20 protein-coding genes are annotated in these 22,327 nt (G+C 72.5%); 12 read left to right on the forward strand and 8 right to left on the reverse strand.

Annotated features, from left to right (window positions below; translation table 11 throughout):
- Positions 1-233: 233 nt before the first annotated feature.
- Positions 234-1,862 (forward strand): IS200/IS605 family accessory protein TnpB-related protein, encoded by a 1,629-nt coding sequence (locus IEJ02_RS03050; protein WP_191063241.1) that lies wholly within the window; start codon positions 234-236, stop codon positions 1,860-1,862.
- Here IEJ02_RS03050 and IEJ02_RS03055 read toward each other — a convergent pair.
- A complete protein-coding gene (locus tag IEJ02_RS03055) occupies positions 1,859-2,323 on the reverse strand; it encodes a MerR family transcriptional regulator (RefSeq protein WP_191063242.1) in 465 nt (154 codons plus the stop codon). The two genes, IEJ02_RS03050 and IEJ02_RS03055, sit on opposite strands and share 4 nt — an antisense overlap.
- Positions 2,324-2,817: 494 nt before the next feature.
- On the opposite strand from IEJ02_RS03055, the gene IEJ02_RS03060 reads away from it, so the two are divergent.
- A complete protein-coding gene (locus tag IEJ02_RS03060) occupies positions 2,818-3,630 on the forward strand; it encodes a serine hydrolase domain-containing protein (protein WP_191063243.1) in 813 nt (270 codons plus the stop codon).
- A 249-nt stretch (positions 3,631-3,879) separates the two neighbouring features.
- Here the strand turns inward: IEJ02_RS03060 and IEJ02_RS03065 are convergent, their stop codons facing one another.
- The gene (locus IEJ02_RS03065) at positions 3,880-4,548 is read right to left on the reverse strand and encodes a pirin family protein (protein WP_191063449.1); all 669 of its coding nucleotides are present in this window, start codon (positions 4,546-4,548) and stop codon (positions 3,880-3,882) included.
- Positions 4,549-4,669: 121 nt separating this feature from the next.
- Between IEJ02_RS03065 and IEJ02_RS03070 the strand changes: the two genes are divergently transcribed.
- The 5 genes from IEJ02_RS03070 (at position 4,670) to IEJ02_RS03090 (ending at position 9,616) form a co-directional block, all read left to right on the forward strand.
- Complete coding sequence (locus IEJ02_RS03070; protein WP_020871571.1) at positions 4,670-5,854, forward strand: PucR family transcriptional regulator; 1,185 nt, start codon at positions 4,670-4,672, stop codon at positions 5,852-5,854.
- An 89-nt stretch (positions 5,855-5,943) separates the two neighbouring features.
- Positions 5,944-6,936, forward strand: a complete 993-nt coding sequence (locus tag IEJ02_RS03075) for an ACP S-malonyltransferase (protein ID WP_191063244.1) — start codon at positions 5,944-5,946, stop codon at positions 6,934-6,936.
- Positions 6,933-7,943 (forward strand): ketoacyl-ACP synthase III, encoded by a 1,011-nt coding sequence (locus IEJ02_RS03080; RefSeq protein ID WP_191063245.1) that lies wholly within the window; start codon positions 6,933-6,935, stop codon positions 7,941-7,943. The genes IEJ02_RS03075 and IEJ02_RS03080 overlap by 4 nt, the downstream gene beginning before the upstream one ends.
- An 82-nt stretch (positions 7,944-8,025) precedes the next feature.
- Positions 8,026-8,274, forward strand: a complete 249-nt coding sequence (locus IEJ02_RS03085; RefSeq protein ID WP_014060365.1) for an acyl carrier protein — start codon at positions 8,026-8,028, stop codon at positions 8,272-8,274.
- Between the two features lie 76 nt (positions 8,275-8,350).
- Positions 8,351-9,616, forward strand: coding sequence for a beta-ketoacyl-[acyl-carrier-protein] synthase family protein (locus IEJ02_RS03090; protein WP_191063246.1), 1,266 nt, complete (start codon positions 8,351-8,353; stop codon positions 9,614-9,616).
- 158 nt (positions 9,617-9,774) lie between these two features.
- Here the strand turns inward: IEJ02_RS03090 and IEJ02_RS03095 are convergent, their stop codons facing one another.
- Both IEJ02_RS03095 and IEJ02_RS03100 read right to left on the reverse strand, forming a co-directional pair.
- Positions 9,775-10,668: an NAD(P)-dependent oxidoreductase gene (locus tag IEJ02_RS03095; RefSeq protein WP_191063247.1), complete on the reverse strand. Its 894-nt coding sequence runs from the start codon at positions 10,666-10,668 to the stop codon at positions 9,775-9,777.
- A 59-nt stretch (positions 10,669-10,727) separates the two neighbouring features.
- Positions 10,728-11,222: a DUF3145 domain-containing protein gene (locus tag IEJ02_RS03100; RefSeq protein ID WP_137977799.1), complete on the reverse strand. Its 495-nt coding sequence runs from the start codon at positions 11,220-11,222 to the stop codon at positions 10,728-10,730.
- A gap of 325 nt (positions 11,223-11,547) precedes the next feature.
- On the opposite strand from IEJ02_RS03100, the gene IEJ02_RS03105 reads away from it, so the two are divergent.
- The gene (locus IEJ02_RS03105) at positions 11,548-12,582 is read left to right on the forward strand and encodes an SGNH/GDSL hydrolase family protein (RefSeq protein ID WP_191063248.1); all 1,035 of its coding nucleotides are present in this window, start codon (positions 11,548-11,550) and stop codon (positions 12,580-12,582) included.
- A gap of 403 nt (positions 12,583-12,985) precedes the next feature.
- On the opposite strand, the gene IEJ02_RS03110 is transcribed toward IEJ02_RS03105, so the two are convergent.
- A complete protein-coding gene (locus IEJ02_RS03110; protein WP_223863290.1) occupies positions 12,986-15,598 on the reverse strand; it encodes a glycoside hydrolase family 3 protein in 2,613 nt (870 codons plus the stop codon).
- A gap of 122 nt (positions 15,599-15,720) precedes the next feature.
- Between IEJ02_RS03110 and IEJ02_RS03115 the strand changes: the two genes are divergently transcribed.
- A complete protein-coding gene (locus IEJ02_RS03115; protein WP_137980712.1) occupies positions 15,721-16,326 on the forward strand; it encodes a TetR/AcrR family transcriptional regulator in 606 nt (201 codons plus the stop codon).
- Between the two features lie 34 nt (positions 16,327-16,360).
- On the opposite strand, the gene IEJ02_RS03120 is transcribed toward IEJ02_RS03115, so the two are convergent.
- From IEJ02_RS03120 to IEJ02_RS03130, 3 genes are all read right to left on the reverse strand, one after another.
- The gene (locus IEJ02_RS03120; RefSeq protein WP_191063249.1) at positions 16,361-16,831 is read right to left on the reverse strand and encodes a DUF6299 family protein; all 471 of its coding nucleotides are present in this window, start codon (positions 16,829-16,831) and stop codon (positions 16,361-16,363) included.
- Positions 16,832-16,976: 145 nt separating this feature from the next.
- Positions 16,977-17,117, reverse strand: coding sequence for a hypothetical protein (locus tag IEJ02_RS03125; RefSeq protein ID WP_191063250.1), 141 nt, complete (start codon positions 17,115-17,117; stop codon positions 16,977-16,979).
- Between the two features lie 90 nt (positions 17,118-17,207).
- Positions 17,208-18,431 carry an MFS transporter gene (locus tag IEJ02_RS03130; RefSeq protein ID WP_191063251.1) on the reverse strand — a complete coding sequence of 408 codons (1,224 nt, stop codon included), beginning with the start codon at positions 18,429-18,431 and terminating at the stop codon, positions 17,208-17,210.
- 124 nt (positions 18,432-18,555) lie between these two features.
- Here IEJ02_RS03130 and IEJ02_RS03135 point away from each other — a divergent pair, with 124 nt between their 5' ends.
- From IEJ02_RS03135 to IEJ02_RS03145, 3 genes are all read left to right on the forward strand, one after another.
- The gene (locus IEJ02_RS03135) at positions 18,556-19,533 is read left to right on the forward strand and encodes an ArsR family transcriptional regulator (RefSeq protein ID WP_191063252.1); all 978 of its coding nucleotides are present in this window, start codon (positions 18,556-18,558) and stop codon (positions 19,531-19,533) included.
- Between the two features lie 437 nt (positions 19,534-19,970).
- Positions 19,971-21,131, forward strand: coding sequence for a mandelate racemase/muconate lactonizing enzyme family protein (locus IEJ02_RS03140; RefSeq protein WP_137977803.1), 1,161 nt, complete (start codon positions 19,971-19,973; stop codon positions 21,129-21,131).
- Positions 21,128-22,159 carry a zinc-dependent alcohol dehydrogenase gene (locus IEJ02_RS03145; RefSeq protein WP_191063253.1) on the forward strand — a complete coding sequence of 344 codons (1,032 nt, stop codon included), beginning with the start codon at positions 21,128-21,130 and terminating at the stop codon, positions 22,157-22,159. Before IEJ02_RS03140 ends, IEJ02_RS03145 begins: the two co-directional genes overlap by 4 nt.
- The last annotated feature ends 168 nt before the right edge of the window (positions 22,160-22,327 follow it).

Consider the following 22,327-nt stretch of genomic DNA (forward strand, 5'->3'; position numbering starts at 1 on the left):
CCGGTACGCCGCGATGGTCTCGTTGGCGCTGTCGCTCATACGGGGTTGTGAACTGCTGGCGATTGACTGCGCATAGCGTGTTCTGGCGTGCATGAGTGCGTGTGCGGGCTGCGGCATGTGCGGCCCCATGAGTGAGAACGAAGGTTCCTTGGTCGAATGTGTGACCTTTGCCCGTGGTGGTCGTTGAGCGTGGTGAGGGGTTTTTCAGCCGGCGTGGGGACGGGGGTGAGGGGATGGGCGGGCTACGGGAGATGGCGGCACCGTTCATCGCCCTTGGCCCGTCCGGAGTCGCGGTCCGCGACCGGCTCAAGCACCTGAGTGTGGAGGATGAGGAGGTTCTTCGTCTGATCGGTGACCATCTGGGCACGCTCGCCTCCCGGGATCTGAAAGCGCGGTGCGCGGCCGGGCTGGACCATGACACCGGCCAGTGGGCCGCGCGCAAGAGGACCCTGACGCAGGAGTCCTCCTCCCGATGGGCCGGGTCGATCACCAAGGCCACCCATGATCAATGGGCGCTGGCCAGGCGCGGCCAGCTCGCATACATCCAGAGCCTGGAAGCGGATGTGCGCATGGTCGCGTACCGGCTGTCTCTGCCGATCGGGCAGAAGGGCGGCAAGCGCGCTCCGGGCGGCTACCGCAGCAGGCGGGAGTGGCATGCCAAGGCCCGCCGTCTGCGCGTGCTCGAAGACCGGCTTCAGGCGGCGCGGGCGGACTGGGAGGCGGGAGTCGTCCGTGTGGTGCGGGGCGGGAAGGGGCTGCTGAACGCCCGCCACCACCTGCGGGCCGCCGGGCTCACCGAGGAGCGGTGGCGCACGCGCTGGCAGGCCGTGCGCCGGTTCCTTGAGGCCGATGGCGAGTCCGGCAAGCGGTTCGGCAACGAGACCATCCGTGTCACTCCCGACGGCGAGGTCTCCCTCAAACTGCCCGCCCCGCTGGCGCATCTGGCCAACGCCCCGCGCGGCCGGTACGTGCTCGCCGCGCGGGTGGCGTTCGCGCACCGGGGTGAGCAGTGGCGCGACCGGGTCACCGCCAACCGCGCCGTCGCCTACCGCATCCACGAAGACACATCATGCGGGCGCTGGTACCTCACCGCATCGTGGACAGTCCCCCCGGTGAAGACCGTGCCCCTGGCCGCAGCCCACAGAGGCGGCCTGGTTGGCGTCGACACCAACGCCGATCACCTCGCAGCCTGGCGTCTGGACACACACGGCAACCCAGTCGGCGCGCCCGTCCGGTTCGGCTTCGACCTGTCCGGCCCAGCCGCCCACCGTGACGCCCAGGTCCGGCATGCCCTGATCAGCCTGCTGCACTGGGCCAAACGCCACGGCCTCGCAGTCGCGATCGAAGACCTCGACTTCACCGCGGACAAGACCCGCGAGAAGCACGGCCGCCGCAAGAAGTTCCGCAACCTCATCTCCGGCATGCCCGTCAGCAGACTGCGGGCCCGGCTCGTGAGCATGGCGGCCGAACTCGGCATCACCGTCATCGCCGTCGACCCGGCCTACACCAGCCGCTGGGGCGCCCAGCACTGGCAGAAGCCACTCACCTGTAAGAACCGCACCACCACCCGCCACGACGCAGCCGCCGTGGCGATCGGCAGGCGCGCCCTGGGACACCCGATCCGGCGACGGACGACACCGCCCCCACACGACCAGAGCGATCGTGTGGGGCATCGGACCGTCCAGGCCCGACCGGGCGCTCCGAGGCGTGAGGAACCCCGCCCCCGCATCCCCGGACCACGGACACGATCCATGCGCGCCGGATGCGGAGCGAACGCGGGTGACCAGTGTGCCCAGCACCGTTCGGGGCACGCGGCTGAGCATGAGTCCTGGCGACAGGACTCACTGCCGCTCAGTCTTTAGGAACGGTCAAACCTCTCAGACGCCCTCCGGGCGTCAGCGTAGACATCGATCTTGAAGTCGAGGACTTCGAGCGTGCTCTGGAGTTCGGCGATCCGCTCCCGCACGTTCTCGCGGTGCGTGGTCAGCAGCTCCTCGCGCTCGGCGAAGGTGTGCTCGCCCTCCCGCACCAGCTCGGCGTAGCGGACCATGTCCGCGACCGGCATCCCGGTCAGCCGCAGCTTGCCGACGAGGTCGAGCCAGTCCAGGTCGCGGTTGGTGAAGCGGCGCTGGCCGGTGTGCGTGCGGTCCACGTGGGGCATCAGCCCGATCCGCTCGTACCAGCGCAGGGTGTGGGCCGTCAGCCCGGTGTGGGCGACGACCTCACTGATCGAGTACCGGTCCTGCCCGGTGGGCCGGGGGTGGCCGCTCCTCCCCGCGCAGTTCTTCCGCGCCTTCACGGGGGCGCTCTCCATCACGGTCATGCCGATTCACCTCTCGCGGGTCGCGGATCCGCACACCTCGTCGACGTCTTCAACGCTATGGAGTTCGAGTGCACTCCAAGCAAGCGAAGATTTGGGGGAACCTTGGCGCCCGCGGCGAGCTGTTCCCCTCCCCGCCCCTTCCCTCAACTGGGACTCCGCCCCAGCCCCCGGCGCGCCGACCGCCTGCTGACGCAGGTGCTCAGGCCCTCGCCGCCCGCCGCGAACAGCGCCCGCCCTGCGGCCGCCCTGGACCCGGGCGCACCGGCCAGCCGCCGCTCGACCGCCGCGTCGCAGGCGGCGCGGGCCCCCGGGGCCCAGGGCGGAGCACCGCGTCGCAGGCGGCGCGGTCGGGGCCCTGGCCGGCGAGCCGATCGGGGCGACGGTCGGCCCGTCGCCCCCCGGGGTCCAGGGGCGGAGCCCCTGGTTCGGGAGGGGGAGCGTCGATATGCGGCTCCGCCGCGGGGCCCCACCGGGCACCCCGTAGGCTCTTGGGCATGGAGAGCCTGCGGATGATCGAGAACTGGCCGGTTCCGACGGCGGCGGCCGCCGTCGTGCGCGCGGACGGCACCCTGGCCGGATCGTACGGCCCGACCGGCCATCGGTTCCCCCTCGCCTCGGTCACCAAGCCGCTCGCCGCCTACGCCGCGCTGGTCGCCGTCGAGGAGGGCGCGGTGGAGCTGGACGAACCGGCGGGGCCCGAGGGCTCCACGGTGCGCCATCTGCTGGCCCACACCTCCGGGCTCGCCTTCGACGAGCACCGCTCGGTCGCCGCGCCCGGCAACCGCCGGCTCTACTCCAACGCCGGGTTCGAGGTGCTGGGCGACCACATCGCCAAGGCCACGGACATCCCGTTCCCGGAGTATCTGCGCCAGGCGGTGCTGCAGCCGCTCGGCATGGTCGCCACCGACCTGCCCGGCTCGCCCGCCAAGGACGGCGTCTCGACCGTGGACGACCTGGTGCGCTTCGCGGGGGAGTTGCAGGCCCCGCGGCTGCTGGCGGCCGAGACGCTGGCCGGGGCCACCTCCGTGGTCCATCCGGGTCTCACGGGTGTGCTGCCCGGCTACGGACATCAGCGGCCCAACGACTGGGGGCTCGGCTTCGAGATACGCGACGGCAAGTCGCCGCACTGGACCGGCGCCTCCTCCTCGCCCCGCACCTTCGGGCATTTCGGCCAGTCCGGGACGTTCCTCTGGGTGGACCCGGACGCGGGCGCCGCCTGTGTGGCCCTGACCGACCGGGCCTTCGGCCCGTGGGCGATCGAGGTCTGGCCCACGTTCACCGACGCGGTCCTGGCCGAGTTGGGCTAGAGCTGCGCTAGAGGTCTCCATGGGTTAGGGGGCGCCATGGGTTAGGGGGCGCCACGGGTTAAGGGGCGCCACGGGCCAGGGGTCGCCATGGGCCCAGGGGGCGCCAACGGATCGTGGTGCCCGCCGCGGGCCGCTCCCCTCCCCGCCCCTTCCCTCAACCGGGGCCCCGCCCCAGCCCCCGGGGTCCAGGGGGCGCAGCCCCTGCCGCGCGGCGGAGCCGCCCGACCGCCCCGTAGCCCACAGCACCCCTCAGCCGTAGCCCGGCTCCGCGTGCATCTCCCAGATCAGCAGCTCGGCCGGGCCCTCGGCGCGCGCCTCCAACCCCTCCGCAGCGGAGATCCGGGCCGCGTCGCCGGGTGTGAGCGTCTGCCCGTCCATGCGCACCGCGCCGCGCACCGCGTGCGCGTACACCCAGGGCGCGTCCGGCAGCGCGGTGCGCTCACCGGCCACCAGCCGCCGTACATGCAGCACCGCCTCGGTGCGCTCCAGTGCGTACGGGGTGCCGTCGGCGATGCCGCGCACCACCTCGTACGCCGGATCCGTCGCGGCACCGGGGCCCGGCACCAGCCACATCTGGACGAAGGTGAGGGGTTCCGCACCCGCGTTGCGCTCGGTGTGGCGCACTCCGCTTCCGGCGCTGAGCCGCTGGACGTCGCCGGGGCGCACGACGGTCCGTGCGCCGGTGGAATCCTCGTGGGTGAGCTCGCCCTCGACGACCCAGGTGACGATCTCCATATCGCGGTGCGGATGTTCGGCGAAGCCCGCACCGGGGGCGAGCCGCTCCTCGTTGCAGGCCACGAGGGACCCGAACCGGACATTGTCGGGGTCGTAGTGCCCAGAGAAGGAAAAGGCGTGGCGCGTCTCGATGCCCGCGCCCTCCCCGCCCGGATACCGTGCACCGGACCGCTGTATCCACATCACCCGGTCCACGGTAGTGCGCCCCGGACCGTCCGCCCCCGCCCCGTCCCTACCCCCGCGTATACCCCCGCGTAGCCTCCCGCCCCCAGCGCTCACCACCCGATAAGGCAGTCTTGTCCTCGTGCCTGAACCAGCCTCGAACACCCCGCATCCGCACAGTGCCACCCTGCGCCGCCTGGAGAAGTCCTCCGGGAAGCTCGCCGCCAACGCCATCGCGCGCATGGACGAGCAGCTGCCGTGGTACCGCGCGATGCCGCCCGAGAACCGCTCCTGGATCGGGCTGGTGGCGCAGGCGGGCATCGCGGCCTTCACCGAATGGTTTCGCCACCCCGAAGCACCCCAGGCGATCAGCACCGACGTGTTCGGCACCGCCCCGCGCGAGCTGACCCGGGCGATCACCCTGCGGCAGACCGTGGAGATGGTCCGCACGACCATCGAGGTCATGGAGTCGGCGATCGACGACGTGGCGGCCCCGGGCGATGAGTCGGTGCTGCGCGAGGCGCTGCTGGTGTACGCGCGGGAGATCGCCTTCGCCACCGCCCAGGTGTACGCGCAGGCCGCCGAGGCGCGCGGCGCCTGGGACGCCCGGCTGGAGTCGCTGGTGGTCAACGCGGTGCTGTCGGGTGAGGCGGACGAGGGGGCGCTGTCCCGCGCCGCCGCCCTGGGCTGGAACTCCCCCGAGCATGTGTGCGTGGTGCTGGGCACCGCCCCGGACGGGGACAGCGAGCTGACCGTCGAGGCGATCCGGCGGGCCGCCCGCCACGCCAAGCTGCAGGTGCTCACCGGGGTGCTGGGCGACCGTCTCGTGGTGGTCGCGGGCGGCTCGGACAATCCGCTCCAGGCGGCAAAGGCGCTGATCGGGCCGTATGCCCCGGGTCCGGTGGTGGCCGGTCCCGTGGTCTCCGACCTGCTGGCCGCGACCCGCTCGGCGGGGGCGGCGGCGGCCGGGCTGAAGGCGTGCACCGCCTGGCCGGACGCGCCCCGCCCGGTGCTCGCCGACGATCTGCTGCCCGAGCGCGCGATGGCCGGGGATCCCGCTGCCCGTGAGCAGTTGGTGGAGGAGATCTACAGACCGCTGGAGGAAGCCGGTTCGGCGCTGCTGGAGACACTGAGTGTGTACCTCGAACAGGCGAGCAGTCTGGAGGGGGCGGCCCGCATGCTCTTCGTTCACCCGAACACCGTCCGCTACCGGCTACGACGTGTGACGGACGTCACCGGATGGTCACCTTCCGACGTCAGGTCGGCGTTTACTCTGCGCATAGCCCTGATCCTGGGACGTCTCGCCGACGCGAACATATTGCCCTGACCGTTTGTTGGACCCCCACAATTCCCCTGACGGTTCTTCGTCCTTGTCCTCACGGGCGAGCCGGACCGTCCACAAGAGAGAGTGTGAGAGTGCTCGTACTCGTCGCTCCCGGCCAGGGCGCTCAGAAGCCCGGCTTCCTGACCCCCTGGCTCGACCTCCCCGGCGTCACCGAACGTTTGACCTGGTGGTCGGCCGTCTCCGGTCTGGACCTCATCCACTACGGCACCAAGGCCGACGAGGAGGAGATCCGCGACACCGCGGTGGCCCAGCCGCTGCTGGTGGCCGCCGGTCTGGTCTCCGCCCACGCGCTGTTCGGCGAGGGCTTCGAGGGCGCGACCGGACTCGCGGAGCTGCCGAACCGTATCGGCGCGGTCGCGGGCCACAGCGTCGGCGAGATCACCGCGGCCGCGGCCTCCGGTGTGCTTAACCACGAAGCGGCCATGGTGCTGGTCCGCCGCCGCGGACTCGCCATGGCGGAGGCCGCGAGCCGCACCGAGACCGGAATGGCCGCCATACTGGGTGGCGAGCAGGACGATGTCGTCGCCCACCTCGACAAGCACGGACTGACCCCGGCGAACGTCAACGGCGCCGGGCAGATCGTGGCCGCGGGCACCGCCGAGCAGCTGGCGGCGCTGGCCGAGGACAAGCCGGAGGGGGTGCGGCGCGTCGTACCGCTCAAGGTGGCCGGCGCGTTCCACACCGGCCACATGGCCCCGGCGGTCGCCGCCCTCGAGGCCCTGGTCGCGGGCGTCCCGGTGGCCGATCCGCGCACGGCTTACGTCTCCAACCGGGATGGCGGGGTCGTGACGACCGGGGCCGGGGTGATCGAGCGGCTGGTCGCCCAGGTGTCCAACCCGGTGCGCTGGGATCTGTGCATGAAGACCTTCCAGGAGCTGGGCGTCACCGGGCTGATCGAGATGGCCCCGGGCGGCACGCTCACCGGCATCGCCAAGCGCGCGCTGCCGGGCGTCACCAATGTGGCGCTGAAGACTCCGGATGATCTCGACACGGCCCGTGCGCTGATCGAGGAGCACGCCGTTCCCGTCGACACACCGGCCGAAGAGGAGCTCCGAGAAGCATGACCGCGAAGATCAGGCCCAGTAAAGGCGCCCCGTACGCGCGCATTCTCGGCGTCGGTGGCTACCGTCCGACCCGGGTGGTGCCGAACGAGGAGATCCTCAAGCACATCGACTCCTCCGACGAGTGGATCCGCTCCCGCTCGGGCATCGCCACCCGGCACTGGGCGGGTCCGGACGAGACGGTCGCCGCCATGTCCGTGGAGGCCGGAGGCAAGGCCATCGCCGACGCCGGTGTGACGCCGGAGCAGATCGACGCCGTGATCGTCTCCACGGTCTCGCACCTGAAGCAGACCCCGGCGGTCGCCACCGAGATCGCGCATCTGCTGGGCACCGGCAAGCCGGCCGCGTTCGACATCTCGGCGGGCTGTGCGGGCTTCGGCTACGGGCTGACCCTCGCCAAGGGCATGATCACCGACGGCACGGCGGAGCATGTGCTGGTCATCGGGGTCGAGCGGCTTTCGGACCTGACCGATCTGGAGGACCGGGCGACGGCCTTCCTGTTCGGCGACGGCGCCGGCGCCGTGGTGGTCGGCCCCTCCAAGGAGCCCGCGATCGGCCCGACCGTCTGGGGCTCGGAGGGCGACAAGTCCGACACCATCACCCAGACGCTGCCCTGGGACGTCTACCGCGGGCAGGACGCCGCCGACGTGCGCTACCCGGCGCTGCGCCAGGAGGGCCAGGCCGTCTTCCGCTGGGCGGTCTACGAGATGGCGAAGGTCGCCCAGCAGGCCCTGGACGAGGCCGGGGTCAGCGCGGACGAGCTCGACGCGTTCATCCCCCACCAGGCCAATATGCGGATCATCGACTCGATGATCAAAACCCTCAAGCTGCCGGAGCACGTCACGGTCGCCCGTGACGTGGAGACCACCGGCAACACCTCGGCCGCCTCCATTCCGCTCGCCATGGAGCGGCTGTTGGCGACGGGGCAGGCGAAGAGCGGCGACACCGCGCTCGTCATCGGATTCGGAGCGGGTCTCGTCTACGCAGCGACGGTCGTTACCCTCCCTTAGGCTCCATAGTCCATATCCACGCAGCCCCGTAGAAGTCGGACGCTGCGCCACCACCGCAACACACCGAAGAAGGAGCGCCGCAATGGCCGCCACTCAGGAAGAGATCCTCGAGGGTCTCGCCGAGATCGTCAACGAGATCGCCGGTATCCCGACCGAGGACGTCCTGCTGGACAAGTCCTTCACCGACGACCTGGACGTCGACTCGCTGTCCATGGTCGAGGTGGTCGTCGCCGCCGAGGAGCGCTTCGACGTGAAGATCCCGGACGACGACGTCAAGAACCTCAAGACCGTCGGCGACGCCGTCGAGTACATCCTCAAGCACCAGGGCTGAGCCCGTATCAAGGCCGGTCGTCGCCACCTGTGCGGTGGCAGGTCCAGCACCTTCTACACGTGGAGTAGGAATTCCTGTGAACTCGACCAATCGCACCGTGGTCGTCACCGGTGTTGGTGCCACGACGCCGCTGGGTGGCGACGCCCCGTCGACCTGGGAGGCCATGCTGGCCGGCCGGTCCGGCGTCCGCCTCCTGGAGGAGGAATGGGCGGCCGAGTTGCCGGTCCGCATCGCCGCGAAGATCGCGGTGGAGCCGGGCACGATCATTCCGCGTCCGCAGGCCCGCAAGCTCGACCGTTCCGCGCAGTTCGCGCTGCTCGCGGCTCGTGAGGCCTGGGCGGACGCGGGCTTCACCGCCAGGGCGGGCGAGGACTCCTCGATCGACCCCGACCGGCTCGGCGCGGTCGTGGCCTCCGGCATCGGCGGGGTCACCACCCTGCTCGACCAGTACGACGTGCTGCGCGAGAAGGGCGTCCGCAAGGTCTCCCCGCACACCGTGCCGATGCTGATGCCCAACAGCCCGGCGGCGAACGTCAGCATCGACCTCAACGCCCGCGCGGGCGCGCACACCCCGGTGAGCGCGTGCGCGTCCGGCGCCGAGGCCATCGGCTACGCCATCGAGATGATCCGCAGCGGCCGCGCCGATGTGGTCGTCGCGGGCGGCACCGAGGCGTCCATCCACCCGCTGCCCATGGTCGCCTTCGGCAACATGATGGCGATGTCCAAGAACAACGACGACCCGCAGGGCGCCTCGCGCCCGTTCGACGTCGACCGCAACGGCTTCGTGATGGGCGAGGGCTCGGGCGCCATCGTCCTGGAGTCGGCGGAGCACGCCGCCGCGCGCGGCGCCCGGGTGTACGCGCAGGCCATCGGCCAGGGCATCTCGGCCGACGCCCACCACATCACCCAGCCGGAGCCGTCCGGCAACGGCATCGGGAACGCGCTGCAGAACCTGGTGGAGAACACCGGCATCAGCGGTGCCGAGATCGCGCACGTCAACGCGCACGCGACCTCGACGCCGCAGGGCGACCTGGCGGAGATCAAGGCGCTGCGCAAGGTGTTCGGCGACGACGTGGACCACATGGCGGTCTCCGCCACCAAGTCCATGACGGGCCATCTGCTCGGCGGCGCGGGCGGTGTGGAGACGGTGGCCAGCGTGCTCGCGCTGTACCACCGGCTGGCCCCGCCGACGATCAACATCGGCTCGCTGGACCCGGAGGCGGACGCGGACGTCGTGACCGGCGAGGCGCGGGCGCTGCCGGCCGAGGGCCCGATCGTGGCGCTGAACGACTCGTTCGGCTTCGGCGGCCACAATGTGGTGCTGGCCTTCCGCTCGGTCTGACCGCTCGGCGCCGTGCGGCGCCGATATGTGGGGGCGGCCCGCCTCCGGCTCCGGCCGGGGGCGGGCCGCTTCCGCGTCAGGGCGACAGGGCGTCAGGGCGTCAGGGGAGCTTCCTACGTCTCGGGGGGCTCCCCCTGCCTCAGGGGGCTTCGCCTGCCTCAGGGGGCTTCGCCGTCGAAGCTGGCGAAGTACGAGGCCACCATGTCCTCGTCGCCGTGGCCCGCCTCGATCGCGCGGCGGAACCGCTCCGCGCCCGCGGCCGCCAGGTCCAGCCGCACTCCGGCGCGCTCCCCGGCCTGCACGATCAGCCGGGCGTCCTTCTCCGCGGTCTTGGTGGCGAAGCTGGGCTCGAGGTCGCCCCGGAGCAGCTGGGCCGACTTGACCCGCATATAGCCGTTGTCCAGCGGGCCGCCCTCGACCGCGTCCAGGAATCCCTGCCAGTCCACGCCCAGCCCCTTGGCGAGGGCGGCCGCCTCGGCGGTGGCGTGGGTGACGTTGAGGACCCAGCTGTTGAGCACCAGCTTGAGCCGGGTGGCGGCGGCGCCCTCCGCGCTGTCGCCGACCCACACCGTACGGCTGCCGATGGCGTCGAAGACCGGCCAGACGACCGGACGGACGGGGTTGGGCCCGGCGGCCAGCACCAGCAGCTGTCCGCTCTCCGCGGGCTGCTTGGTGCCGAGGACGGGTGAGTCGATGAGGACGAGGTCCTTCTCGCGGGCGAACGCGGTGAGCGACTCCAGCGCCTCAAGACCCGCCGTGGTGGCCTGGGCCCACGCGGTTCCGGGGCGCAGCGCGGGGACGGCCTGCCGCATCGTCTCGAGCGCCACGGCGCCGTCGTAGAGGATGGTCAGGACGACATCGGCGCCGTCCACGGCCTCGGCCGGGGTGTCGGTGACGCGTACGCCGTCCTGGCTGAGCGGCTCGGCCTTGGATCGGGTGCGGTTCCACGCACGGACCTCGAGCCCGGAGCGGGCGAGGTTGCGGGCCATTCCGGAGCCCATGATGCCGGTGCCGAGGACCGCGACGGACGTTGCCGGGTGTTGTTCGGTCATTCCGCCACGCTAAAACCCGAAGCGGGCTACCGGTCAAAGGGCTGGCGGCGCGTCAGGGCTCAGACGACCTGGTGCAGCCAGCGGACCGGGGCGCCCTCACCCGCGTAGCGGAACGGCTCCAGCTCGTCGTCCCAGGGCTTGCCGAGCAGCTTGGCGATCTCCGCCTCGAGGTCGCTCTCGCCGCGGGCGGAGCGGGCGAGGGCGGCGCGCAGCCGGTCCTCGGGGATCAGGATGTCGCCGTGCATTCCGGTGACGGCGTGGAAGATGCCGAGCTCGGGGGTGGAGCTGTAGCGCTCGCCCTCGGCGGTGGCGCAGGGATCGGCGGTCACCTCGAAGCGCAGCAGATGCCAGCCGCGGAGCGCGGAGGCCAGTTTGGAGGCCGTGCCGACCTCGCCCTGCCAGGAGAACTCGGCACGCCAGGTGCCGTTCGCCGCCGGTTGCTTGATCCAGTCGAGAGTGACCCGCACGCCGAGGACGCCCGCGATCGCCCATTCGACGTGCGGGCACAGCGCGCGCGGAGCGGAGTGCACATACAGAACTCCACGGGTCGTCACCGGTGCCTCCTGTGCGGTTCGAGGTGCGCCTTCCCCAGCGGCCTCGCGCCCGTACCGGTCCCGCCCGGGACATCGGATCACATTCTGCCCTAGTGATCACTCCCACACCAGTCTCGACGTCACCTTCAGTGAAATTTATCGTGCAGAATTCTTAAGAAAGTGGACAGGATGTGACGGGGCGTAATGTGCTGGTACCGCATGGCGCGCCATGTCGCGGGGACGACGCTCATCTGGCACAAGAAAAACGTACCGTGCGATCCAGCCGGAGGAGTGACGTACCGTCGGTCCGGATAGATATCACCCAACAGCCGGAGGGGGAACAGCCATGCGGGTCAGCGCGACACGCCGGAAGCGATCGGCGGCCGCTTCCTCGACCACGCGTACGATCGTGCGCCCGTCCTCGCGCACTACATCGCGCTCCGCCGGGCGCACCGCTGAGCGCTCCGCCGAGCGCACCGCCGGGCGCGCTCTTTCGCGCTCCGCCGGGCGCACCGGCGTGGTGCTGTTCACCACCGCCGCCGTACTGAGCTCCGCGGGCTGTTTCGGCAGCTCGGACGACCCCTCCCGGCACGGGCCGACCCGCGCGGGGAAGACCCCAGGCGCCAAGCGGACGATCGTCTGGAACACCCGGCCGACCTCGATCGCTTCCCTGGGCGACTCCATCACCCGCGGCTTCGACGCCTGCTCGGTGCTCTCCGACTGCCCCGAGGTGTCGTGGTCCACCGGCACCGATGTGAAGAGCCTCGCCCAGCGACTGCTGCCCTCCACCACCGCCGGCGCGGGCACCCACGCCTGGAACTTCGCCAAGACCGGCGCGGTCGTGGCCGACCTCCCCGGCCAGATCGAGGCGGCCGCGGCCCGCAAGCCGAAGCTGATCACCGTGATGATCGGCGCCAATGACGCGTGCCGGGACTCGGTGGACGACATGACCTCCACCGAGCAGTTCCGCACCACCTTCACCTCGGCGCTGACCCGGCTGCGCCGTGATCTGCCGAAGACCCAGGTGTACGTGGCCAGCGTGCCGGACCTGAAGCGGCTGTGGTCGGAGGGGCGGAAGAACGTCTTCGGGCGGCAGATCTGGAAGCTGGGCATCTGCCCGTCGATGCTGAAGGACTCCCAGGACCTGGACGCGGCCTCCAACGACCGCCGGCAGCGGGTGGCGGACCGGGTGACCGAGTACAACAAGGTGCTGAAGGACGTATGCGGGCGGGATGTGCTGTGCCGGTACGACCCGGCGGTGCACGAATACCGCTTCACCACGCATGAGCTGAGCAAATGGGACTGGTTCCACCCCAGCAAGGCGGGCCAGGCACAACTGGCCGAAATGGCCTACCGCCGCATCACCGCTTCCGCGCCCTGACCCCGCCCCGCGCTCGGCTCCCGGCCAAGGGCCGGAAGCCGAGCGCGGGCCGCGAGGCGCGAGCCCTCCGGGCCGGGCGAGGTGGGCCATGGGGTGTCCGGCGGATCTGCTATACGGCTCCACCGCATAGCAGGGGCTTCGCCCCGGCCCCGGGGACCTGGGACGCAGCCCGGCCCGAGCTCCGAGACGGAGCCCCGCCCGGGGGCCTGAGGCAGAGCCCCGCCCCGGGGTCTGGGGCGGAGCCCCGGTTTCGGGAAGGGGTGGGGAGGGGAACAGCCCGCCGCAGGCGTCACGATTCGGCGGTCACCCTCTGACCGGCGGAAGCGGGCCGCAGCCCCNTCGGCGGTCACCCTCTGACCGGCGGAAGCGGGCCGCAGCCCCACCGCACGCCGGACGGCGTAGCTCAGGCCGTCGTCCGCACCGGCACCGGGACCGACAGGCGGCGGTCGGCGACGCTGCGGCCCGCCTCCGCCGCGTAGGTGCCCGGGATCAGGCGCCAGGCGCCCTTCGCCTCGTCCCAGATCTCCGCGGCCCGGCGGGGCAGGGGGATGGTCGCCTCGGCCGTCTCCCCCGGGGCCGCGGTGACCGAGGCGAAGCCCGCCAAGCGCCGCACCGGGCGGTCCTCGGCGCCGTCATGGGCGCCGTCATGGGCACCGGCCTCGGCCTCGTCCTCAGGCACGGCGAGATAGACCTGCACCACCTCACGGCCCGCCCGGGCCCCCGTATTGCGGACCCGCACGGTCACCGTGCCCAGCGCCTCACCGTCGCCCTCCGCGGGAGTGACGTCCATCGCCTCATACGCCCAGTCCGTGTAGCCCAGGCCGTGCCCGAACCAGTACGCCGGAGCGATCCCCTCCCGCCGCTCCCACGCGCGGTAGCCGATGAACACGCCCTCGTCGTAGACCAGTCGGCCCTCGCTGGGCGTCACCGCGCTGACCGGGGCGTCCTCGAGGCGCTGGGGCCAGGTCGTGGGCAGGCGGCCGCCCGGCTCCTCCGCGCCCAGCAGGACGTCGGCGAGCGCGGCCCCCGCCTCCTGGCCGGGGAACCAGCTCAGCAGCACCGCGGCGACCTCGTCCCGCCAGGCCATCTCGACCGGTGAGCCCGCGTTGACCACCACCACGGTGGGGGTGCCGGTGGCGGCGACCCGCCGCACCAGCTCGTCCTGACGGCCCGGCAGCCGCAGATGCCCGCGGTCGAACCCCTCGCTCTCGACCCGCTCGGTGGTGGCGACCACCACCACGGCCGCCTCGGCCGCCGAGGCCGCGGCGACGGCCTCCTGGATCAGCTCCTCGGCGTCCCGCTCCGGCGCCCGGTGCAGCAGACTGAAGCAGACGGCGTCGAGGAGGGCGTCCTCGGGGCGGACCACCGCGCAGGTGAGGCTGACCTCCACCGGTTCGCCCGCCGTGAGCTCCACCTGGCCCCGGGCCACGGGCGCGCCCATGAACGCCTCGAAGGGGTCGCCGACGTCCTGCGGGTGCTCCTCCCCCTCGAAGAGCACCTTGCCGTCCACGGCGAGCCGGAGGCCACCCAGCCCCCTGGTGCCGAAGGAGTGGGCGCCGCTCTCGCGCGGGGTGAAGGTGCCGACGGTCTCGACGGTGTGCAGCTCCTCGAAGCTCACCCCGTCGGGGAAGTCGCTGATCCACTGCACCTGCCCGTCGGCCAGCCGGGACTCGCCGAGCACCCGCCCGTCGGCGGCCCGGACCACGGCGCGCAGCGCGAACCCCTGGGCGGCGGGGGCGAGTTCGTCGGTGGGGTCGGCGCCCACGGCGTAGCTGAGCTCGACGCCCGGCGGCAGCGCGGCCCGCAACCCGTCGAGCGGTGAGACCACATGGTCGGGGAAGACCACCGCCGAACCGCCGCCCAGCACCCGGGCGTCGCGCGCCGCGGCGCCGATCAGGGCCAGCGACCGCACACCACCGGGAGCGCCCGCGTCCAGGGGCAGCACCGCGTCCCGGCCGCCCGCGCCCTCGTTCCGCAGCAGGACGAAGGACCGCCGGGCGATCTCGCGGGCCAGCGCGTCCCCGTCGATGGGGCCGGGCCGGTCGGCGGGGGCGACGGCCGGGGCCGCGCCGTCCAGGACGCCGACCCGGGCGGCCAGGGTGAGCAGCCGCCGCACCGCCGCGTCCAGCTCCGCCTCGCTCACCCGGCCGTCGCGCACCGCGGCGGCCAGCGCCTCGCCGTAGACGGTCCGCGGACCGGGCATCGCGACATCGAGCCCGCCCTTGAGCCCCCGCACGGTGTCACGGGCCGCCATCCAGTCGGAGACGATGAAGCCGTCGAAGCCCCACTCACCGCGCAGCACCCCCTGCTGGAGCTCGCGGTGCTCGGTCATGGTCGAGCCGTTGACCCCGTTGTAGGCGGCCATGACGCCCCAGGGGCGGGCGTTCTTGACGATGGCTTCGAAGGGGGCGAGATACAGCTCGCGCAGCGCCCGCGCGCCCACCTGGTTGTCGACGGTGAAGCGCTCGGTCTCGGCGTCGTTGGCCACGAAGTGCTTGACGGTGGTGCCCACTCCGCCGTCCTGCACACCCGTCACATAGCCGGTGCCGATCTCGCCGGTGAGATACGGATCCTCGCTGTACGCCTCGAAGTGGCGGCCGCCCAGCGGGGAGCGGTGCAGATTGACCGTCGGCGCGAGCAGCACATGGACGCCCTTGCGCCGCGCCTCCTGCGCGAGCAGCCGCCCGGCCCGCCGGGCGAGCTCCGGGTCCCAGGTCGCAGCGAGCGCGGTCGGGCTGGGCAGGGCGATGGAGGGGTCGTCGGCGGTCCAGTGGACGCCGCGGACGCCGATCGGGCCGTCCGACATCACCAGGGAGCGCAGCCCGATCGCCGGAACGGCGGGCAGGCTCCACATGTCCTGCCCGGACAGCAGCCGCGCCTTGGTGTCCAGATCCAGCAGCCCGAGGGCCTTCTCCACGACCTCGGCCGTGCCGCCCTCGCCAACCTCGGCCGTGCCAACCTCGCCGCCCTCGCCGCCCTCGCCGGCCGTGCCGCCCTCGCCGATCGCGTCCGCCATCGCTCGCCCCTCCCGGTGCGGGTCCCGTCCGGTTCTCGTCCGAGGCCATCGTGGACCCGAGAACCTGTTGCCAGGTAGGTACCGTTATCGACTCGTTACCAAACATGCTCTACGGTACGAGCATGGAGAGGGCGGCCGAGCGCGGTACCAGGCGTGGTGAGGAACGACGGGCGGAGATCGTCCGCCGCGCGCTCGAAGTGATCGCCGAGCGCGGCTACCGGGGCGCGACCCTCGGGGCGGTCGCCGAGCGGGTGGGCCTCACCCAACAGGGGCTGCTCCACTACTTCCCCACCAAGGAATCGCTGCTCATCGCCGTGCTCGAGGAGCGCGACCAGTGGGACACCGGCTCCGCGCGGCGCGACGGAGGGCACATATGGCCGCTGGACCTGCTCGGCTCGCTGGTGGAGTACAACGCGATGCGCCCCGGCATCGTCCAGACCTTCTCCGCACTCCTCGGCGAGAGCGTCACCGACGACCACCCCGCGCGCGGCTTCTTCACCCAGCGCTATGACAAGGTGCGCGCCGACATGGCGGCCATCCTGCGCGGCGAGTTCGGCGACCGGCTCCCCGGCGGGCTCACCCCGGAGGCCGCCGCGCCGCTGCTGGTGGCGGTGATGGACGGGCTCCAGTTCCAGTGGCTGCACGACCGGGACGCGGTGGACATGCCCGCCCTCTTCCGGGCCTTCGTCTCCCTGCTGGGGCAGGGAGACGAAGCGGCCGAGGGGTGACGGCCGCGCGGGCGGGCCGTCTCGTGGCGGTGGCTCAGCCGTCGCCGCCCACCAGCCTGATCCCCCGCTCGACCCCGGCCGTGTTCCTCGGCACCGGTACGAAGGTGCCGTTGGTGTCGAACCTCAACAGCGTGCCCTCGACCTCCGCCGGTCCCGGTTCGTACCGTCCCACGTCCACCGCGTCGATCAGCCAGCGGTGCCGCTGTCCGTCGCAGATCGCGTGATAGCCGCCGAGGCCGTGCCGCTCCCGGCCCTGGGTGAGGGTGACGAGCACGCTCGCCCGCGTGTACTCCATCCCTTCCCGGACGCATCGGTAGCTGCCGTACAGCGTGACGGACCCGTCCCGGGTGACGTCCCCGGTGCGGTCGATGGTCAGATCGTCGGTCCAGGGCAGGGGCAGACGCGGCCGGTCGAACCCACCGTGCCCGGCGGGCGCGGCGTGGGCGGCCGGCGCCGCCATGAGGAGAACGGTAAGGGCGCCGAGGGCGCGGCGGCGGTTGCGCATGGTCGTACATACCTCCTGGGGCGGGAGCGGACTCCCGCCCGGGTTCCGCCGCGTCCTCCCGAGCGGAGTCGCCGAACGGATGCCCGTGAGCGGGAGTTCAGTTGCCCGTACAGCTACCGGGCTCCCGAACTCGTCCGGGGGAACCTCACCCCCGTGCGGCGTGTCCGGCACCGCCCAACGGGTGGCCACCGGGCGTCCGGTTGACCGAGGAGCGCCGCGCCCGGTTGACCCCGGTGACGCCCTTACGGTGCTCACCCGCGTTCTTACGGGACTCGCCCCTGCCCATACGGAACTCGTCCCGCCCTTACGGTGCTCACCGCCGCCCTTACGGTGCCCACCCAGACCGCTCCAGTGCCCGCCCCCGCCCTTACGGTGCTCACCCCTCCCGGGCCACCCCCTCGACCGTCCCCTCCGCCGGAGCCGCTTGAGGCCGACGCGCCCCGGGATCGCCCCGCAGCCCCGGGGCCAGGGCCAGGGTGACGGCCACGGAGACCGCCGCCAGCGTGGCCATCGCCACCGCCGGGGAGGTGGGCTGGGCCAGCGCGCCCGCGAGGGCGGCGGACACCCCCTGCATGGTGAGCATGCCGGAGGAGTGCAGCCCCAGGGCCTGGCCGCTCATCTCGTCCGGCGTCAGGGCCATCAGCCGCTGCTGGAGTGCCAGCGTGGCCGAGAAGCCGACCGAGGCGAGCGCGACGGCGGCCAGCGCGAGCGGCAGCGGCGGGTGCAGGGCGAAGACCAGATACGGCGCGGCGAGCAGCAGCCGCAGGGGCGCCGCGAACCGCTCCCGCCGGTGCGGCGGCAGCAGCCGCCCGGTGAGCAGGTCCCCCATCAGCATGCCGAGGGAGCCGACGGCGAAGAGCAGCCCGGCGTGCCGGGGCGCGTAGGGCACGAAGAGGGACTCACAGCCGACGATCAGCCCGTTGGGCACCCAGAGCGCGTAGTAGACATGGCGTCGGGGCGCGGAGGACCACAGGAGGGCGTTGACACGCCAGGTCTCGGCGACCGAGGGCCGCCCTCCGGACCGGGCCGCGCGCCTGCTCAGCCCGAACCGTGCGGTGACCCCGGCCAGTACGTACAGCGCGGCGGCGGTGAGCAGGGTGCCGCGCGCCGAGAGGGTGGCCACGAGGAGGCCACCGGCCGCGTATCCGCCGATCTGCATGGTGCCGCTCGACATGTTGAGCACCGAACGGCCCAGCAGATAGCCGTCCTTGGGCAGGATCTCGGTGAGCAGCCCGTAGCGGACGGCGCCGCCGAGGGAGGCCGCCGCGCCCAGCCCGAACACGATGGCGAGGACGGCCGCCACGGGCAGCCCGGGGAGGGCCAACGCGACGGTCCCCAGGGCGAAGAGCGCCGACAGCCCGGACAGCGCGGCGCGCGGCGGCAGCCGGTCGGCCGCCGACAGCAGCGCCAGCGCGCCCGCCACCTGGGCGAGCGAGGGGCCGAACATGCTGAGCGCGGAGAGCAGCGGCGAGCCGGTCGCCGCGTAGACCAGGGTGCCCAGGGCCAGGCCGCTCGCCGTCGAGGCGGCCACCTGCGTGGCGGAGACCAGGAACAGCGGGGTGAACTCCGGGACCCGGAACACTTCTCGATACGTGCGCATGGCCTTCAGGCTCGGGAGTCGCCGCGCGACGGCGTTAATGTTTCGCCCGGACGCGAAACGACCGGAACGACACGGAACGACGCGCGACGACGCGCGACCACGGGGTGGCGGCGGAGGTGGCCGGATGGGGCTGTGGCTGGTGGACGCCGACACGCTCGCGGGCGGCCGGTTCGTCCGCTCCGCCCTGGCCGAGACCACCGCGGCCCTGATCACCCTGGAGCGGGCGAGCGCCGCGCACCCGGGCGAGCGGGCCTGGCTCGACGCCCATCTGCCCGCCTACCGGGCCCGGTTGGCCGACGACCCGGTGACCGCGCTGCTCGTCCGGGCCGCGCTCGGCCGGACCTGGCTCGCGGACTTCCTCACCCAGGCGCCGCCCGGCGAGGGCGAGCCGTCCTTCGAGGAGGAGCTGGCCCGCATCCGTACGACGGCCCCCGCCGCCGCCCGCGGCGACCTCACGGTCTCCCTGGGCCGCACCCCGCTCCCGGCCGCGCTGCGCCGCGACGATCTGCCGGGGCGGCTCGCGGAGCTGCTGGCGTGGGTGTGGACGGAAGCCGTACGGCCCACATGGCCGCGCCGCCGCCGGATCATCGAGGCCGATGTGGTGGCGCGCACCGGCCAGGTGAGCCAGGGCGGCTGGGCGGCGGCGCTGGACAACCTGCGCCCGGGGATGCGCTGGCTGGGCGGCAGCCGACTGCAGATCAACGCCCACGACAACCCGCCCCGCGCGATCCACGGCGCCCAGCTGCTCTTCGTCCCCGTCACCCCCTTCACCGGCTGGGTCGCCTGGGACGCCCCGCACCGCTACGCCGTGATCTACCCCTGCGCCGGCGCCCTCGCCGCATCCGACCCGCGACCGGCCGCCGACCCCCTCGCCCGTCTCCTCGGCCCGGCCCGCGCGAGCGTCCTGCTCCTCCTCGACACCCCGAAGAGCACCACCCACCTGGTGGCCCTCACCGGCCAGACGCTGGGCTCGGTCGGCCGCCATCTGCGCGTCCTGCGCGAGGCCCGCCTGGTCCGCAGGCGCCGGGTGGGGCGATCGGTTCTGTACGACCGGACGACGGCGGGCGAGGTCCTGGTGGAGGCGCAGCGAAGCAGTGCGTAGCCGCCGTCGCCCCTTGGAGCGAAGCGGTGCGTAGCCGCCGTCGCCCCTTGGCCCGACCTCAACCCCGGTTCATGTCCGAGGCTACCGGCGCCACCCGCGGAGTTCGCTGACGCGATCTTGGGAGGCACCGCGCTGGACGCCTATCGCTCGCGGACTGGCGCGATGCCGTCCTCCATGCCCAAGAGGTCACCCCGACCCGTTTGCTCCCGCACACCCGGGACTGAGCCCCCACACAGGCGCCCCCAACGAACATTCCGGCAGGCATGTTGTCCGGCGAGATGATCGGTCATGATGGTTCTTGATCGGTCATGAGGGGTTGTCACGTTCGCACGTCATTCGACGCACAGCCATTGACACCCCTGATGGCCCCTTATTACCGTCACGTCAAGATTTCGAACGAGTGACGAAATATCGAACATCGCGAAGGGTCGATTGCTGTGCGCATCACCGGTATCAGTACGCATGTCGTCGGCACCCCCTGGCGCAACCTCACCTATGTGCAGGTCCATACGGACGAGGGGATCACCGGCGTCGGCGAGACCCGCATGCTGGGGCGGACCGATGCGCTGCTGGGCTATCTGCGTGAGGCCGAGACCAATCACCTCGCAGGGTCGGACCCGTTCGCGGTGGAGGACCTGGTCCGCCGGATGAAGTACGGCGACTACGGCCGGGCGGGCGAGATCGTGATGTCCGGCATCGCCTGTGTGGAGATGGCCTGCTGGGACATCAAGGGCAAGGCGCTCGGGGTGCCCGTCTGGCAGCTGCTCGGCGGCAAGGTGACGGACCGGGTCAAGGCGTACGCCAACGGCTGGTACACCGTCGAGCGCACCCCCGAGGCGTTCCACAAGGCGGCCTCCACGGTGGTCGAGCGCGGCTACCGGGCGCTGAAGCTGGACCCCTTCGGCACCGGCCACTTCGAGCTGGACCACGCCGAGACCCTGCACTCGCTCTCCCTCGTGGAGGCCGTACGGGACGCGATCGGCCCGGAGACCGAGCTGCTGGTGGAGATGCACGGGCGGTTCAGCCCGGCGACGGCCGTGAGGATCGCGGGCGAGCTGGAGCGGTTCCACCCGTCGTGGCTGGAGGAGCCGGTGCCGCCGGAGAACCTCAAGGCGCTCGCGAAGGTCGCGGAGAAGACGCGGCTGCCGATCGCCACGGGTGAGCGCATCCACGACCGGATCGAGTTCCGCGAGCTGTTCGAGTCGCAGGCCGCCGACATCATCCAGCCCGACGTCGGCCACATCGGCGGCATCGGCGAGGCGCGCAAGCTGGCCGCCACGGCCGAGACCCACTACGTGCTGATCGCCCCGCACAACGTGGGCGGTTCGGTGCTGACCGCCGCCTCGCTCCAGCTCGCCGGCTGCACCCCGAACTTCAAGATCCTTGAGCACTTCAACGACTTCGCCGACGCGGAGATCAAGAAGGTGGTCAAGGGCGCCCCGCAGGTCGTGGACGGCTACTTCCAGCTCTCCCACGAGCCCGGTCTCGGCGTGGAGCTGGACACCGACGCGGCGGCCGAATTCCCGCAGCAGCAGGCCCACTTCGACCTGTGGGCCGAGGGCTGGGAGAAGCGGGACCCGAAGGGCGGACGGCAGTGACCGCGCTCGTCCTCGACGCCCCCGGCGCGTTCCGTCTCGTCGAGACCCCCGCCGCCGCCGAGGCGGCCGCGCCCGGCCCCGGCGACGCGCGGGTGCGGGTGCACGCCTCCGGGATCTGCGGCAGCGACCGCGAGCTGTACCAGGGCAACCGGCCCGAGGGGTACGTCCGCTACCCCGTCACCCCCGGCCACGAGTGGTCCGGGACGGTCGAGGCGGTCGGCGCGGGCGTCCCGGAGGCGCTCGTCGGCCGCAAGGTCGTCGGCGAGGGGTTCCGCAACTGCCAGGTGTGCGACCGCTGTCACGCCGGGGACACCACCTTGTGCACGGCCGGGTACGAGGAGACCGGCTTCACCCAGCCCGGGGCGATGGCCGACACCCTGGCCCTGCCCGCCCGGCTGCTGCACCCGCTGTCCGACGACGCCGACCTGGGCGCGGCCGCGCTGCTGGAACCCGCCGCGTGCATCGCCGCCGCCGCGCTCAAGGCCCGGGCCCAGCCCGGTGAGCGGGTCGCGGTGGTCGGCACCGGCACGCTCGGCATGATCGCCGTGCAGTTCCTCGCCGCCGTCTCCCCCGCGCGACTGCTGGTGGTGGGCACCCGCCCGGACCGGGAGCGGCTGTCGCTGTCCTTCGGCGGCACCGAGTTCCGCACCCGGGACCAGCTGTCCGACCAGCTCTCGGGCTATGACGTGGTGATCGAGACCGCCGGATCGGCCTCCGCCGCCCGTACCTCCGCCTCCCTGCTGCGCCGGGGCGGCCGGCTGGTGCTCACCGGCATCCCGGCGGCGGGCGCGGAGGGTCTTGACCCCACCGACCTGGTGGTCCGCCAGATCGAGGTGCAGACCGTCTTCGGGGCCCCGCCCGCCGCCTGGTCACACGCGGTACGGGTCTTCGACGCGGGGCTGCTGAGCCTGCGGCCGCTGATCACCCATGAGCTGCCCCTCACCGACTTCGCCACGGCGATCGAGCTGGTCGGCAGCGGCGATCCGGGCGTCGGCAAGGTGCTGCTGCGTCCACAGGGCCCCAACTAGCGCGTCGGGGCACTCGTGGCAAGCCTCCCGCCCCCGACTCCGGTCGTCCCACCAGCCTTTCGGACCCGACTCCAGCCATCCCACCAGCCCTCCGCACCGTCTCTAGTCATCACCCCAGCCCCACCCGGACAACGATGTCCTGGGCAGCACCAGCCGGACGCCGAACCA

The sequence above is a fragment of the Streptomyces sp. 5-10 genome, assembly GCF_014712245.1.
GTDB classification, from domain to species: Bacteria; Actinomycetota; Actinomycetes; order Streptomycetales; family Streptomycetaceae; genus Streptomyces; species Streptomyces violaceusniger.